Source organism: Enterococcus sp. MSG3290, from assembly GCF_050555565.1.
Classification (GTDB): Bacteria; Bacillota; Bacilli; order Lactobacillales; family Enterococcaceae; genus Enterococcus_B; species Enterococcus_B faecium.
Window position 1 is genome coordinate 1,972,532 of the sequence record NZ_CP187862.1, and the last position, 16,126, is coordinate 1,988,657.

General features: G+C 36.6%; 13 protein-coding genes. 2 read left to right on the forward strand and 11 right to left on the reverse strand.

Annotation, left to right across the window (positions count from 1 at the left end; genetic code table 11):
• Positions 1–151: 151 nt before the first annotated feature.
• On the forward strand, positions 152–1,996 hold the full coding sequence (locus tag IGL31_RS09500) for a membrane protein (RefSeq protein WP_002332097.1): 1,845 nt from the start codon (positions 152–154) through the stop codon (positions 1,994–1,996).
• A 44-nt stretch (positions 1,997–2,040) separates the two neighbouring features.
• Here the strand turns inward: IGL31_RS09500 and IGL31_RS09505 are convergent, their stop codons facing one another.
• The 11 genes from IGL31_RS09505 to IGL31_RS09555 form a co-directional block, all read right to left on the reverse strand.
• Positions 2,041–3,045, reverse strand: a complete 1,005-nt coding sequence (locus IGL31_RS09505) for a lipoate--protein ligase (protein WP_086300187.1) — start codon at positions 3,043–3,045, stop codon at positions 2,041–2,043.
• 10 nt (positions 3,046–3,055) lie between these two features.
• Complete coding sequence (locus IGL31_RS09510; protein WP_002299607.1) at positions 3,056–3,796, reverse strand: MBL fold metallo-hydrolase; 741 nt, start codon at positions 3,794–3,796, stop codon at positions 3,056–3,058.
• Between the two features lie 69 nt (positions 3,797–3,865).
• On the reverse strand, positions 3,866–4,669 hold the full coding sequence (locus IGL31_RS09515) for a DUF975 family protein (RefSeq protein WP_086300188.1): 804 nt from the start codon (positions 4,667–4,669) through the stop codon (positions 3,866–3,868).
• Positions 4,669–5,751 carry a M42 family metallopeptidase gene (locus IGL31_RS09520; RefSeq protein ID WP_002288096.1) on the reverse strand — a complete coding sequence of 361 codons (1,083 nt, stop codon included), beginning with the start codon at positions 5,749–5,751 and terminating at the stop codon, positions 4,669–4,671. Before IGL31_RS09520 ends, IGL31_RS09515 begins: the two co-directional genes overlap by 1 nt.
• A gap of 140 nt (positions 5,752–5,891) precedes the next feature.
• Entirely contained in the window at positions 5,892–7,160 is a 1,269-nt protein-coding gene (dltD, locus tag IGL31_RS09525; RefSeq protein WP_002288094.1) for a D-alanyl-lipoteichoic acid biosynthesis protein DltD, read from the reverse strand.
• A gap of 2 nt (positions 7,161–7,162) precedes the next feature.
• Entirely contained in the window at positions 7,163–7,396 is a 234-nt protein-coding gene (dltC, locus tag IGL31_RS09530; RefSeq protein WP_002288092.1) for a D-alanine--poly(phosphoribitol) ligase subunit DltC, read from the reverse strand.
• Positions 7,397–7,440: 44 nt separating this feature from the next.
• The gene (gene dltB, locus IGL31_RS09535) at positions 7,441–8,646 is read right to left on the reverse strand and encodes a D-alanyl-lipoteichoic acid biosynthesis protein DltB (protein WP_002288090.1); all 1,206 of its coding nucleotides are present in this window, start codon (positions 8,644–8,646) and stop codon (positions 7,441–7,443) included.
• Complete coding sequence (gene dltA, locus IGL31_RS09540; RefSeq protein ID WP_086300189.1) at positions 8,643–10,157, reverse strand: D-alanine--poly(phosphoribitol) ligase subunit DltA; 1,515 nt, start codon at positions 10,155–10,157, stop codon at positions 8,643–8,645. Before dltA ends, dltB begins: the two co-directional genes overlap by 4 nt.
• A gap of 10 nt (positions 10,158–10,167) precedes the next feature.
• Complete coding sequence (locus tag IGL31_RS09545; protein ID WP_002288113.1) at positions 10,168–10,317, reverse strand: teichoic acid D-Ala incorporation-associated protein DltX; 150 nt, start codon at positions 10,315–10,317, stop codon at positions 10,168–10,170.
• Positions 10,318–10,597: 280 nt separating this feature from the next.
• On the reverse strand, positions 10,598–12,640 hold the full coding sequence (locus tag IGL31_RS09550; protein ID WP_002288087.1) for an ABC transporter permease: 2,043 nt from the start codon (positions 12,638–12,640) through the stop codon (positions 10,598–10,600).
• On the reverse strand, positions 12,630–13,397 hold the full coding sequence (locus IGL31_RS09555; RefSeq protein WP_002304285.1) for an ABC transporter ATP-binding protein: 768 nt from the start codon (positions 13,395–13,397) through the stop codon (positions 12,630–12,632). Before IGL31_RS09555 ends, IGL31_RS09550 begins: the two co-directional genes overlap by 11 nt.
• A 325-nt stretch (positions 13,398–13,722) precedes the next feature.
• On the opposite strand from IGL31_RS09555, the gene nrdD reads away from it, so the two are divergent.
• Positions 13,723–15,912 carry an anaerobic ribonucleoside-triphosphate reductase gene (gene nrdD / locus IGL31_RS09560; protein WP_002288083.1) on the forward strand — a complete coding sequence of 730 codons (2,190 nt, stop codon included), beginning with the start codon at positions 13,723–13,725 and terminating at the stop codon, positions 15,910–15,912.
• Positions 15,913–16,126: the final 214 nt, after the last annotated feature.

The window sequence follows — 16,126 nt, forward strand, 5'->3', positions numbered from 1 at the left end:
TCAAATTATAGCTGTAAAAATGTTTCCCTTTAATAATTACATGTTTCTAATTCTATTTCCTCATCTTTATCTCATTTTTTATTATAAATAATTGACGTTAGTTTAAAAAACGTTTACCCTAACATTACAAGTTTTAGAAAGGAATACCTTTATGGCTTTTTTTAATAACATATATAATAAAAAAGAATCTTTTTATTTACGTATAAAGTGGAGCATAATCATTATATTATCATTGTTATTTTTAACAGGAATTGCTTATTTCTTTTATTTTATTTTTTCTCCTGCGGACAGCAATCAAATGAAAGAAATAAAAGATTCGTGGGTTTTCTATACAAAAGATGATCCTGATTTTAAGTTTGACAGCAAGTACACTCGTACGATTCCTACCGTGGATAAAGACGAAACATTCATTATGGAAACGACACTTGAAAAACCGTTGGACGAAGCAAATTTACTAATCAAAGGAAACCATCAATGGATTACTGTATATCTAGGCGAAAAGATTTTATACCAACGGAAAGATTATCAGGAAGAAAGCAATCCCGGACTCTCATTGGCTGTGATAGATTTACCAGCAAATTATATCGGAAAAAAATTGACCCTTACAGTCTCATCTCCTTATCAGAACTATGCTGGACTGCCACCGAAAGTTTATCTAGGAACAACTGGACCATTGATTAGTTTTATTTATTCACAATCAGTGCCGCAAGTATTGACGATGATAATCGCTGTTTTTATCGCTATAGGGACCTTTTTCTATACGATCTACTTGATGTATAAACAAAAACGTCTTGAATACTCACTTATTCTCTTAAGTTGCTTTGCTTTGGCATTAGGATTTGAAGCTGTATCAGAAGATATTTTAAGTGGTATTCTTTTTGAACCATTCGTTCATTCTTTTTTATCTCATTTATTTATTATCTTAACGTCAGCTTTCATCATCTGCTACTATTGGAGCCGAATGTTTTACTATAAAAAATGGTACGGAATTTTTTGTACGTTCCAACTTTTGATTTTTATCGGCGTTCTGCTTTATGCAACTTTTACTCCTGCAGAACTTCCTGAATTAATGCCGATTGCTAATATTGCTAGTGTTATAAGCACTTTAGTCACTTCACTTGCATGCATTGGCGAAGCATATAAGAATAACCGTTTTTATGTAGCTTGTACACCTTGGATCGTCTTGGTAGCCATTATCCATTGCTTGATTTACATCCAAACGGCATTAGGTATCTATCAAACAACGATCAATTGGTCTACGATTTTATATATTATCATTCTAATCGTTATTATCAGCTACAATCTAATCGATCACATCTTAAATACCGACAAAGATCGGAGACAAGTAGATTTCTTAAAAATCAAAAATGATTTGTTGGAGCAACATTATGAGCAGCTTCGACAGCATATCCAAGAAGTAAATACACTTCGCCTGGAATTTGTCCAAGAGATGGAGAATCTGCAAGATTTAATGCATACGGACCAAACAAAAGCTAAAAACTATGTGGAAAAGATATTAGAAGAAGCAAAAAATTTCGAAATGCTGTGTTCTTTTTGCAACCACCAGGTGACAAATCTTATCTTAGCGCGTTACCAGAAGTTAGCTGCCAAACGGAATATTCAGATAACCTTCCAAGCAGATCTTCCCGAAGAACTTCCTATCAACGATGACGATCTGGCTCAACTTTTGATCCACGCTTTAGAGCATTCCTTTAGAGAAACTCATGCCATCGAAAATCCACTGTATCGAAAAATTTATTTGTCGATACACGAACAAGAGGAACATTTCGTCATTTGTTGCGAACATAGTGCACATTACGATACAAACCTATTTAGTCGAGGCATCACAGAAGAATTAGATGATCAGGAACGTTTTGACTTAATGATGATGAAAGACGTAGCGGATCGTTACACAGGAACACTAACGCAGGAAAAAGATACTTTCATTGATCGGATCACTGTTCAACTCTCTCGAAATTACCCGAATCCTGTATAAAAAATAGCGGAATCCATATATGTGGATTCCGCTATTTTTTATTTTCAATAAAGTAAGGTAAGCAATTCTTCTGGTTCTATCGCACCAAAATATTTCTTCACATCAATTTGGCTGACTATTTTTGATAGAGATGCTTTATCATATTTCTGTCCAACCAATTTTTTTTCCACGTCAGAGATATCTCCTAGTCCGAAGAAATCGCCAAAGATTTTTGCTTCTTTGATCATTCCTTCTGAGACATTCAAATGGACTTCAATCGAACCGATAGAAAAACGTTTTTGGCGAGAGAAATTGAAATCTGGAGACTTCCCGTAATTCCAATCCCAATTTCGATAATATTCCTCAGAGATTCGATTGATTTTTTTCCAATCTTCATCAGTCAATTCGTACGTTTTTACTTCTTCTACTGACTCTACGCCGAAAATTTTCAACAAGATTTCTTGACGAAATTCTTCTGTTGTCATTTTTTGCTTTTCTTCTGGAAGAAATGGTTTGATATTCGTTACACGAGAACGGATCGATTTGATTCCTTTTGATTCGATTTTGTCTTTTTTTACTTTTAATGCATTGACTACTTCATTGATATCAGAGTTGAACATAATTGTTCCATGAGCAAACATCCGACCGTTGGTAGCATACATCGCGTTGCCAGAAAATTTCATGCCATCAATGACTAGATCATTTCGGCCTTTCAATTCCGCCCCAGCAACACCCAATTCATGAAGTGCTTGGATGATTGGCTGTGTTACTTTCGCAAAGTCACGGAATGAATCCCCATCATCAGGCATGATAAAACTAAAGTTCAGGTTTCCAAAATCATGGTAGACAGCTCCGCCTCCACTTAAGCGACGGACAACATGAATGCCATTTTCTTCCACATAATCTCGATTGATTTCTTCAAGCGTATTTTGGTTTCTGCCGATGATGATTGAAGATTCATTGATATAAAAGAGCAAAATAGGTTCATCTAAAGGCATTTCTTGCAGCAAATATTGTTCAATTGCTAAATTGATTCTTGGGTCGTGGTTTTCATTTGGTACAAAAATCATGTTCTTCCTCCTAAATGTTAAACACTTTGTCAACTGCAGCAAGTTCTACATCAATCCCTTTGCCTGCTGCCTTTTGCGCTTCATTTTTCAATTGTTCTAAATCACCAAACTGAGGTAGGTGTGTAAGTACAAGTTTCTTTACGTTAGCTGATTTCGCAAGTTCTCCAGCTTCTTTTGAAGTGAAATGGGCATGATGATGTTCATTTCCTTCAAAAAGATAGGTATCTGCTAGAAACAAATCAGCATCTTTCGCAAAATCAGCGAAACTTTCCAAATAACCTGAATCACCTGTAAATACGAATACTTTCCCCGTTGTTTCTTCTACGATACGCATGGCGTAACATACTACTGGATGGATTGTTTCCATAAAAGTAATCAGAAAAGGACCAATTTTTAATTCTTCAGCTTCAAAATAAGGATGTCCTTTTGAGACATTTTCCATCGTCAATTCTTCAAAGTGAATGGAATCTTTTGTGTGTCCATAAATTGAAAGCAATGTCTCCGGATTTCTCTTAGGATGAAGTTGCCAGTAATACTGTAATACACCAAGGTCAGCAATATGATCATGATGATAATGGCTAAGGATCACAGCATCTAGATCAAGTGGATCAAGGTGTTCTTGTAATTTGATCAGCGTAGCACTACCTGCATCGATCAACAAATTGAACCCGTCAGATTGAAGCAAATAACCTGTTGTCCCTTGATTTTTATAAGGATACGCTCCTAAGCATCCTAAAACAGTTAATTTCATCGTACATTCCCCCTCAAAGATTTATCCTACCACAAAAGTTATTTTTTTGATGAATAAACTGCTTACATGCTAAGTAAAATAGGCGTCTGGACCTCCTTTTTCAATCCGTGCTTGTTCATAAAATTCTGCAACTGACACATTCACATAAACAATGACCCACAAAAGACCGATGAACAAAGCGATTGCTCCTAGCAAATACCAGCCGATAAAAGACAGCTGCAACAAAATATACGTACCAATTCTATCTTTCAATAAAAACCAGCCATATTTCAAACATTGAATAACCGACAAATCAGGATAGTCGAACTTTGTCCATGCAGCAAATTGGAATAAACCGCCAACAATACTCATGATGAGTGCTGAAACAAAAATCATCCCTATCATCGATAAAACAAAGCTGATATCAAGAAAATCTTCTGGCATGACACCCGTAGGTACCGCATTTGAACTGAAAAGCAGCTGCATATAAGTACTCACTCCGCTGATTAAAAACATGGGCAGAAAGATTAAACTGTTGAGTAGCCAGTTGATGACTGAATTGATCAAATTGATGCCAAGTATCGAACCAAAATACTTTCTTTGGAAAACTGAAAATAAAAGGTTACTTTTTGGTCTGCCACCCCGTACAACTACTAGCGCAATGTAAAACAATGCATAGTTGAATGCGAATAAAAGTAACTTATCGACTAGAAAACTCAATAAGTGCTGCTGCATGCTTTCTTCCGGAAAAGGACTGAAACCGTCAAAAAAGTTCTGGATGACGCTCGTAAATATTATAGATAAGAAAACAAGCCAAGTATTGATTCCCCATTGATTTTCCAAAGAAACTCGTGCTTTTTTCCGATATTCAGAAATAGGTATTCTATTATTCATTATTCATAACTCCGAATTTTTTCAACTGTTTCACTATCAAGCCGTTTCACTAATTCTGTGACTAGTTTCACTGTATTCAAATAATCATCTTCATGAATCACTGATGTATGGGAATGCAGATAACGAACAGGAACGGTAATGGCTACAGACGGAACACCATCTCTTGTCAAATGCATTTGTCCTGCATCAGTTCCTCCGCCAGAAATCACTGTATATTGGAATGGAATATCCATTTCCTCTGCTACATCAATAACAAAATTCAATAATTTTTTATGCGGGATCATAGATGCATCAAAAATCAAAATCTGTGGGCCTTTTCCTAAAATCGAATCTGCTTCTTTTGGTGTCATTCCTGGAGTGTCTCCTGCTGTACCAGTATCTAAAGCAAAAGCAATATCGGGATTTACAAGGTGTGTACTTGTTCGAGCACCTCGCAAGCCTACTTCTTCTTGCACATCGCTTCCTGCGAATAAAACATTTGGGTGTGCTTCTTTAGATAGATTCTCTAATACTCGCAGAGAAACAGCTGTTCCGATACGATTATCCCATGCTTTTGCCAGTAAATATTTACTGCCATTCATTCGTTTGTATTCAATATATGGAGTGACCATATCTCCAGGACGTATGCCCCACTCTTTGGCTTCTTCTTGGCTTGATGCGCCAATATCAATGAACATATCCTTTATTTCATAAGGTTTATTTCTTACTTGAGGTGTTAAAACATGTGGTGGTTTGGAACCAATCACACCGTGGACGATTTTCCCTTCACGTGTTTTGATTTCAACTTGCTGAGCAAGCATGACTTGCCCCCACCAACCTCCAAGAGTTTGGAATTCCAAGAATCCTTTTTCGGTTATTTTTGTTACCATAAAACCAACTTCGTCCATATGTCCAGAAATAAAGACCTTGGGGCCTCCGCCAGCACCATGTTTGGCAATCACACTGCCTAAACCGTCATAAAAAATATCATCAGCGAATGGTTTGGCATATTCTCTGAATACTTCTCTTACCTCTTCTTCATTTCCAGGTACTCCTTTTGCAGAAGTTAAATCAATAAGTAGCTGTTCTTCTTTTGTATCCAAATGTTTTCCCCCATTTCTATATTCATATTGTGATTATACCATTGCTTATGATTTTTGTTCAGGCAAACTTGGTATTTTTATCTTTTATTCAGAATATTCAAAAATAAAGAAAACAAGCGAGCAACACTCGCCTGTTTTCTTTATTTTAATTGTAGTTTATCTGGTATTTGATGTTGCCAAGATTTGCTAAAAAAAGCATCGTCAAGATGATACTTACTAGCAGTAATATGATTTTCTTCTAAAAACGGTCTGATCTGTTGATCTGCAGCCAACCAGCCTTTCCAGCCTAGATGGATCGTGTCTTCCATAAAATAGTTGGTACCCGCTTGATTGACAAAATCAGCTATTCGATTGAATCCTTGGCTATTTAATTGAAATTTGATCTTTTTGGCAAATCCTTGTAACATTTCTTGAGATAGTCCGGTATAATCGCTCCATTTCTCGTTAACCGGTGGGATGATGAACAATACTTCGTTATGGTTTTTTGCTAATTGATCCAAGACCAGCTGAAAATCAGAAAATTCTGGCGAAAAACGATAATCCCAATTTTTTTGTGACTGTTTGAGCTCTGGCTCGTGGGCTCGGATACGATGCGTATAAAAATCGTTTTTCAACCCGAATGGATTATTCGTCGTTTCTCGTTCTCCAATTTGATTTGCTAAAATGGATAATTCTGTTTCTTGGTATTGTTTTGGTAATCGTTTTGACTCATGATCGATTTTTTGCTGTCGATCTTTCAACCCAATATTGCTGAATACTTCATCCTCTCTCTTCAGCATGTTCCATTGGCTGCGCAGCTGATTCAAAGATTCAGGTAAAGGTAGCTTCCCTTTTTTGATCGTTTGCAGAATCGCCGTCAACGTATCATTCTCTTTTACTTTTGAGAAAGTTAATAATCTTCTAGCTAAATAGCGATCAGCAGGCGTTACTTTCTTCATTGAAAACAACCAGTCGTATGTTTGAAGTTCAGAATAATACGTATTAAAGTAATCAGTTTTTACACCATTTTTAACGAACCACTGAGGAGAAATAATAAAGACGACTTTCTTGTTTTTCATAGCATCTCCTGCAGAACGCATCATCATATATTGGCTTAACGATTGTGTCCCGGGTGCTCCCAGCAAAAATGGACGATAGTTTCGCTGGTATTTTTCTGCCAGAACAGACGGATGAAATGGACTGATTCTGCTTAATTCACTTGAGCCAAAAAAAGGAATATATTGTTTTTCAGATAATGCATAATTTTTTATCGCATCTCCTTTCAACACGTTCACTGACATGGAAGAAGAGGCACGTCTAATCGTTTCTGGATTAGAGATATCTACTTGATAGGAGGAGGTAAAAAACACAAACAGTAAGCCAACAGCTAAAACAACCGGGCCGAAAATAGCAAAAAGTTTCTTTTTCATACTCAACCCTTCAATGCAGTTGCTTGTTGAATGATTTTATTCGGTGTGCTCCAATCCTCTCGCTCGAATTCAGATACAGGGACTTGGATATCCAGCTCTCCGTCTAGCTCGACTAATAATTGAACAGATGCTAAAGAATCAAGCAACCCTTCATCAAATAGATCAATATCACGATTTTTTCTTACTTCATCTGTTCCTGTTATTTCTTCTAAGATTGATAAAATTTGTTCTTCCATTTTCCTTTTCTCCTTTGTTATATAAATTAATATGTCACTATTCGTTAGCTAAAAAAAAGTTTATCTAAAAATCCTGAAAAAATCAGGAAGCTAAAACATACTGCTTGAAATGTCAAAAATACGGCTAAGCCATGCGTAAATTTGTTAGAAGGCAACTGCTCTTTATGCTTCTTCTTAAATCGGATCCATGCATCTGTCAGACAGATCAGACAAGCATGATACAGTCCATATACGATGTAGTACCACGTCAATCCATGCCATATACCCATTAGAAGAAACAAAGCAAAATAACCGATATTTGACATTACGATCTTGCTTTTAAAAAATTTTTTCTTCATCATGAAGAACATCAATCGCATATATACATAATCACGGAACCAAAAGGACAGCGTCATATGCCAACGATTCCAGAATTCTTTGATATTCCATGATAAAAAAGGTTTATTGAAATTGATTGGTGTCTGATATCCCATCATGTAGCTTGTACCGACTGCAAATAAGCTATAGCCAGCAAAATCAAAAAACAAATACATACTGTACACGTACATATAACCTACTAATGCCCATGAAATACCACCATGCTGTAAGGCAATGCGTCCCACTACAGGAAGCAGTACTTGACCAAAATAATAACCGATAATGAATTTATATAAAAAACCGACAAAAATATTTTGGACGCCTTTTCCCAAAAGATCAACATATTTATCACGAACAGGCGGATGGAGCTGATCTTTTTCAAATCTCCTATAGCGATCGATTGGTCCAGAAGAGATTGTTGGAAAGAACAGCAGAAACTGGATATAACGAAATGGCTTATATGTTTTGATCATGCCATCTCTTATTTCCATGATCATTTGTACAGATTTAAAGGTTAAATAAGAGATTCCTAAAAAACCAAGTAACGATGCTTTTCCATGTTCAAAAAAAGGAGTCACTTTCGTTAAAAACAGTGGAATTATCGCTAAAATAACGGCGGCAAAAAACCATCCTGTCTGATTTTTCCTTTGCCGATAAACAAAATAGCCCCATACAAGTATCGTCTGCCACAAAACATACCCAATCAGCGCCGCTCCCTGTTGCCAATAATTACCTCCAAAGCTGACAAATAAAAAGAAAAGTGTCACTGCTGATTGATAAACTGGTAATCTTTTTTCCCATATCAATAAAGATAGAACGATCGGTACAAGCGCAATGGCTAAAAGAAAAAAATAAAACGGCTCTGCATAAGGGATCATATGAGGTAACATCATTCAGGATTCACCTCAGCTGTTAATTTTTTTCGATCGATTTTTCCATTAACTGTCTGAGGCAGCAGATCGACATAATGGAACTTCTGAGGAATCATATAATCCATCACAACTTCTAGTAATTGTTCTTTGATAGATTTAGTCAACTGAAAATCCGGCTGTTTCGTTTTGTTTTCTAATACGACAAAAGCAACCAGCTGCTGTACTTTTGTTCCTTGGTATTTTGGTACGACGACAGCTTGTTTGATTCGGTTGTCTTGGAGCAGATAATGTTCGATATCCCCGAGTTCAATCCGGTATCCATGTAATTTGACCTGCTGATCCATACGTCCTTCATAAAATAAAAGCCCATCTTCATCTAGTCTACCTGCATCCCCTGTATGGTAACTTGCTAAGTCATTTTGACAAAAGAACGCAGCAGCTGTCTTTTCGGGATTGTTCAGGTAACCTTTTGATACGCTTGGTCCTGCAATAATGATTTCACCCGTTTCTCCTTTTGAAACAGGTTTACCTTCTTGGACAATAGAAACTTTCGTGTCTTTTTTTACGTAGCCAATCGGTAGTCGGTCATAACTATCTAGTACATGCTGGTCAATCTGAATACTTGAAATAGCTACAGTTGCTTCTGTTGGACCGTAAGTATTATATATCCGTGCATTTGGGAATCGATCAAGTAGACTTTCTGCAGTTTTTTTCGTCAATTCTTCTCCGCAAAATAAAAACATGTCCAATTCCGGCACATTTTCTCCATTGAATGTAGGTTCCATCAAGCAAATATCCATAAATGATGGAGTAGAAACCCACACATTCAACTTCAAGGCTGGCAATGTCGCGAATAATTGACGAAAGTCTTGAACAACTGCTTTATTTAACGGCTTCAGCATTCCGCCAGAAACTAATGCAGGATAAATAGAAAATACCGATAAATCAAAAGAAAATGGCGCTTGGGCTAAGAAATGCATACCAGGATTGATCCCAAAGTCTTCCATCGTCCATTGAACAAAGCTGACTAGATTATCATGACTGATTTGTACGCCTTTTGGTTCTCCAGTAGTACCAGAAGTAAAAATAATATAAAAATTTTCTGTACCTTTTACGCTATTTCTGGGATAAAATCCTACTGGTATCTTCTTGATTTCTTGAAATTCTTTTTTTGTTATGACAGGAACCGAAGGAATATCTTCTATCCAGTCCCCGATACTGATGACCATAGATGGTTTAGCCACCCGAAAGATCGATAGGATACGCTCCTTGGGTGTATGCTCTTCAATCGGCAAATAGGCATGGCCAGATTTGACAACCCCTAGAAATGAGACAATCATTTCAAACTCCAAATTGCCAAAAACGACAATTGGTCCATCGCCTTCTACCTTTTTTTCTAAATAATAAGCAAGTGCGTCTGATGCTTGTTTCAATTCACCAAAAGTATGCGTCTCATCCGCCTGATAAGCAACTCGATCAGGTTCATTTATTCCCCAATCATCGATTGCTTCAATAATCGTTTTGATTTCCATACTCTTCCTCCTAAAATTCGTTATAGATAAAAGTTCCTCCTTGAATATTTTTATAGTGATACAGATAAATCAGGAACAGCAGTACTGCACTATAAAAAATTGTTCGAATGATGAATTTTCCCCAATAATTCAATTTTGGATTAGAACGCCATTTGTTCATTGGATTCCCTCCTCATATAACCTCACACAAAGTGTAACTAATTTTGACAAAAAGAAACATGTGTCTAGCTTACAGAAACCGTTTTTTTACTAACAGTTTTGTCACATAGCTTTTATAAAAATAGCACATCAAATCACTGCTTTTTTCTTTATAATTTCTCGTACTTTTAAAAAATATAAAAAATAAAGAGGTTGTGACAAAAATCGTGTCACAACCTCTTATTCCAAATAAATGGTATTCAAAATTTAGTTCTATTTATTATCTTGTCTTATTCCGTATATCATTCCTCGATAATCCGACAATATAACTGACTCGTAATGACATAAAGCAAAAGATAGATAAGGATCAATAAGCCACTCACAAGATAAGCCAACCAGTAATCGGCAGTTTTTATATACTGAGTGAAGACATTGATTGCAAATACTGCGTGAGTGATCCCTAATATCATGGGTGGAAAGAAGGTAAGTGCGTTTTGCTCGAAGATCATCCGTCTGATCCTTCTTTGTGGAATCCCCAGCTTAGTCAATAGGTGATAATTTTCTTTTTCTTCCTCTGCTTCTGCTAATTGCCGGACTGTCAAAATACTACCAGTAGCAATAATCACGATCATCCCGACAAATAGTGTGACAAAAATATTGATACCGATTCGCCGATTAACTGCACGCAATTTCGAATAGCTGGAAGAGAAATTCAAACGAGAGCTTTCTTGGCTAAATTGTGCTTCCTTCATTTGGTCATCCGGAAGTTTCTTTGTGCTAATTTCTCCTTGTAGACTTCCATTTACGATATCATAAGAATAATAAACAGCATTGAGCCACTTTATCGACAGGTCATTGCTCAGTCGTTCATCTATTTTTTCATTATTTCCACCTGATACATCTACATTGACTACTTGATAATCCACACCTTTTGCTTTTTCAAAAACGGTATCATCTACAATCAGTACAGGACTTAGATATACCATTGTTTCGTCACCTAATACACTTGGAAGCATTTGTTGAATCTTCAATTCTTGATTATCTGGCAGTCCAATACTAGATCCATATAATGAAATATTCCGAAAAAGAGTTTGCATTTGATCAAGCAAAACAGTATGACCAGGTGATTTCAAAGAAATGTTCGGCAAATCTGGATTAACTTTTCTGAAGGCTTGATATTGTGTTTCCGTGATCAGATTAGCAGTTTGAAACATAGGTTCTTCGAGATTTTGACTATAGATACTCCCAATGACTTTATAATGCAAGGTGATTTCTTTAGTTATCTTCTGCCCTTCCTCTGCTAGAATCGGCTTGATTTTTTTCTCTGTCTCAACATCAAACTGATAGTCCATCGGGGAGGAAACTTTCTCCTGGTAGGATAAAATAGTAGAGATACTAGCCGTGCCGCCAATTGTCATTAAAGAAATTCCGAGAATGACTGTAATCAGAGAATTTGTACGCCAACTTTTGAGCAAATGAACTTGCGTGTTACCCATTATCAAAAAATTGATACCATAGTAATAAATCTTCCATTTACTCAATATGATCAAAAATAACCGAAATGTATAACAGAAAAACAAATAAGTACCGACCACACAAACGAAAAAAATTAAAAAAGGAAAAAAGAAAACTAATGTATCAAGATAATGATAACTGATCATCCATGAAGTGATTTCCCTAAAATGACTAGCTCCAAAATATCCGCTCGTTAAAAGTAGTAACCCGATGACTGCGAGTAATCGGTGCCTTGTCCTGAAGCGCATTGTTGAACTATCTGCTTGTTCTTTTTCTCCAAAACTTCGAATCATTGGATAGCGCCATATTTTCCATATTGAATATACAGATACTGCTAAAAGGATGATGAAAAAAGCAAATAAAGTATCTACTACTGATGGAATGGAGATAAAAAATGGACTAGTAAGATCCATATCCATCATTCGAACCAAAATCATTGAAAAGAGTTTGGAAAAAATAATACCGAGTAATATCCCAGAAATACAGGCGAACAATCCAATTATCATGATTTCTAACACATATATACCTGATATCTGCAGTTTATTCATACCAAAAAGCTGATAGATGCCTATTTCCTTTTGCCTTCTATTCAAGAAAAATCGGTTGGCACTGAATACGAAAAAAAGCAAAACAACAGTAATGATAAATCCACCAAAACTCAATCCACCATCTATCGAAGTATCTTGACTTGCTCTTCTGACTAAAGATTGATCGTAGGTCATTGCGCTGAAGGAATAATAGATCATTACGGATAAAGTCAAACTGAAAAAATAAACAAGATAGCCTCGTGACTGCCGAAAAAAACTTTTAACGGCTAGTTTATACAGCATTCATTTTTCCTCCTCCGCCAATCGTCGCCTGCATGTCTATTACTTTCTCAAAGAACTCTCTTCTTGTCCCTCTTCTGACAACTTCAGAAAAAATCACACCATCTTTAATAAATAAAATTCTATCGCAGTAGCTTGCTGTATATGGATCATGGGTGACTAACAGTATCGTTGCTTTTTCTTTTTGATTCATGGTCTTCAAGTAGTTCAACAATTCTGTAGCCGACTTCGAGTCCAAAGAGCCAGTTGGTTCATCTGCAAAAATCACTTGTGGCTGAACAACAAGTGCTCTAGCAGCTGCAATTCGTTGTCTCTGTCCGACAGAAAGTTCATCGGGATACCGTTTGAGCAGTTCTTCTATATTCAACAATTGAGCTACATGTCTTACTCTCTTTTCCATTTCCTCTTTAGTCATCCGTTCAACTGCTAGGGGCAATAGGATATTGTCTTTTGCATTTAGGGTATCGATCAAATTGAACTCTTGAAAAATGAATCCTAGTTTTTTTCGACGAAAGTCACTGAGCTCACTGTTTTTCATTTTTGTGATTTCTTTTCCTTGGATCGAGACACTGCCCATCGTAGGCAAATTGATCGTGGACAAGATATTCATCAGCGTTGTCTTTCCTGCACCACTTGGGCCCATAATCCCAACAAACTCGCCTTCTTCTACTGTGAATGAGATATTATCTAAGGCTTTGACGGGAGAAAGTTTGCTGCCGTAGCTTTTACTTAGATGTTTCACTTCGATCATCTTTTCCAATTCTTCTCCTCCTCTTTCATTTTTCATTTCTATTTATTTGCATAGTAGCATATCTACGAATAATTTGCTCTTATGTTTTTGTCACTTTTACTTGGACTGAATAAAAAATTTTATTCAATTATTTTATTCAGCAAAATTAAATATGCAAAAAACAAATCCACCAGCTACAAGTTTTCACCTTTTTTCACAATAAAATATACACTACATATAGTATAGAAATCCAATTATACAGCACATTGAATACTATATATAGCCGATATTTAGTTGCTCCTTCCCCGATTTTGTTTTATGATAGACAAGAACAATTTAGCAGGAGTTGAAGATAATGAAAGTAAATTATGAAGAAAAAACTGTCGTTACTCAGCAGCCAGAGACATCCCAGATGAAAGTCATCAAACGCGATGGCCGCCATGTTGATTTCGATGAACAAAAGATCAATGAAGCACTGATCAAAGCAGAAAAGAAAATTCACGGCTCATTATCACCACTTACTTATGAAAAAATTCAAATGATTGCAGACTTGGTTGTCCAAGAAATCAAAAGCCGGTTTGCTGAAAATGTCAAAATCTATGAGATTCAAAACATCGTGGAACATATATTACTAGAAAAAAACGAATATGAATTAGCAGAAGAGTACATCAATTATCGTACCAAACGAGATTTTGCTCGCAGTAAAGCAACAGATATCAACTTTTCGATTGAAAAGCTAATCAACAAGGACCAAACTGTCGTGAACGAAAACGCAAATAAAGACAGTAATGTTTTCAATACACAGCGAGATCTGACAGCCGGGATCGTTGGAAAATCAATCGGACTGAAAATGTTGCCACCACATATAGCAAATGCGCATCAAAAAGGCGATATCCATTACCATGATTTGGATTATCATCCTTATACACCGATGACGAATTGCTGCTTGATTGATTTCAAAGGCATGCTGAACAATGGGTTCAAAATCGGCAATGCCGAAGTCGAATCGCCAAAATCTATCCAGACCGCCACAGCACAAATCTCACAGATTATTGCCAATGTAGCGTCAAGTCAATATGGTGGCTGTTCTGCCGACCGAACAGATGAATTGCTTGCTCCTTTTGCAGAATTGAACTATAAAAAACATCTAAAAGACGCGGAAGAATGGATCGATTCGCCAGAACGCCAAAAAGAATATGCAAAAGCAAAAACCAAAAAAGATATCTTCGATGCTATGCAAAGTTTGGAATATGAAATCAATACCTTATTTACTTCAAATGGACAAACTCCTTTCACTTCATTAGGATTTGGACTAGGAGAAAACTGGTTTGAAAGAGAAATTCAAAAAGCAATTTTACAGATTCGAATCAATGGATTAGGGAGTGAAAAGCGGACAGCTATCTTCCCTAAACTGATCTTCACTTTGAAAAAAGGTGTGAACTTAAACCCTGAAGATCCTAATTACGACATCAAACAACTAGCATTGGAATGTGCAACGAAAAGAATGTATCCTGATATTCTGAATTACGATAAAATCGTTGAATTAACTGGAAGTTTCAAAGTACCTATGGGCTGTCGTTCATTCTTGCAAGGGTGGAAAGACGAAAATGGTCAAGAAGTAAATGTCGGACGAATGAATTTAGGTGTTGTTACATTGAATTTGCCAAGAATCGCGATCGAATCAAAAGGAGATCAGAATAAATTCTGGCAGTTACTGTCTGACCGCTTAGAAATCATGAAAGATGCGCTTCTCTATCGTGTAGAACGTTGTAAAGAAGCCATTCCAGCAAATGCGCCAATTTTATATATGTATGGTGCTTTCGGGAAACGTCTTTCACGTACCGATTCTGTCAATGAATTATTCAAAAACCGTCGAGCTACTGTATCGTTAGGCTACATTGGATTGTATGAAGTTGCTTCAGCTTTCTTCGGTGGCGAATGGGAAACAAACCCAGAAGCAAAAGCTTTCACACTTGATATCGTCAAAGAATTAAAAGCTAATGCAGATGCATGGGGGGATGAATATGGTTATCATTTCAGTGTCTATTCAACTCCAAGTGAAAGTCTAACTGACCGTTTCTGCCGTTTGGATACAGAAAAATTCGGCATCATCGAAAATATCACAGATAAAGAATATTATACAAACAGTTTCCACTATGATGTGCGTAAAAACCCAACGCCATTTGAAAAATTGGAATTTGAGAAGGATTATCCAAAATATTGTTCAGGTGGATTCATCCACTACTGTGAATACCCTATGCTCCAACAAAATCCGAAAGCTTTAGAAGCTGTATGGGATTTTGCATATGACAAAATCGGGTATCTTGGTACGAATACGCCAATCGATCATTGCTATCAATGTGGTTTCGAAGGTGATTTCAAACCGACAGAACGAGGGTTCGAATGTCCAGAATGTGGAAATCATGATCCAAAAACATGTGATGTAGTCAAACGTACTTGTGGCTATTTAGGAAATCCGCAAGCTCGTCCGATGGTACATGGCCGCCATAAAGAAATTTCCTCACGTGTGAAACACATGAAATGAGGTTGTGAAAAAGCTGTCCTGCATCAAGTAATAAGAATAGCTAAACAAAAATAGCTCCTCATATTTTTCGTTTAGTTGGGCTTATTACTGCAGATGCAAGCTTTTGAACACCGTTTATTCAGAATAAGAGGCTATGACAAGTCTTTTTTCACCACCCTCTTTCGATGGCTTTGTATCTTTGAACGCCCTCTATCAAAATAAGAACAAGCTTTCT

Coding starts and splice junctions, on each gene's coding strand:
- dltA (WP_086300189.1), bottom strand. CDS start 10,157: ATGGAAATCAAAACGATTATTGAAGCAATCGATGATTGGGGAATAAAT.
- IGL31_RS09545 (WP_002288113.1), bottom strand. CDS start 10,317: ATGAACAAATGGCGTTCTAATCCAAAATTGAATTATTGGGGAAAATTC.
- IGL31_RS09510 (WP_002299607.1), bottom strand. CDS start 3,796: ATGAAATTAACTGTTTTAGGATGCTTAGGAGCGTATCCTTATAAAAAT.
- dltB (WP_002288090.1), bottom strand. CDS start 8,646: ATGATGTTACCTCATATGATCCCTTATGCAGAGCCGTTTTATTTTTTT.
- IGL31_RS09505 (WP_086300187.1), bottom strand. CDS start 3,045: ATGATTTTTGTACCAAATGAAAACCACGACCCAAGAATCAATTTAGCA.
- IGL31_RS09515 (WP_086300188.1), bottom strand. CDS start 4,669: ATGAATAATAGAATACCTATTTCTGAATATCGGAAAAAAGCACGAGTT.
- dltC (WP_002288092.1), bottom strand. CDS start 7,396: ATGGAAGAACAAATTTTATCAATCTTAGAAGAAATAACAGGAACAGAT.
- dltD (WP_002288094.1), bottom strand. CDS start 7,160: ATGAAAAAGAAACTTTTTGCTATTTTCGGCCCGGTTGTTTTAGCTGTT.
- IGL31_RS09500 (WP_002332097.1), top strand. CDS start 152: ATGGCTTTTTTTAATAACATATATAATAAAAAAGAATCTTTTTATTTA.
- nrdD (WP_002288083.1), top strand. CDS start 13,723: ATGAAAGTAAATTATGAAGAAAAAACTGTCGTTACTCAGCAGCCAGAG.
- IGL31_RS09550 (WP_002288087.1), bottom strand. CDS start 12,640: ATGCTGTATAAACTAGCCGTTAAAAGTTTTTTTCGGCAGTCACGAGGC.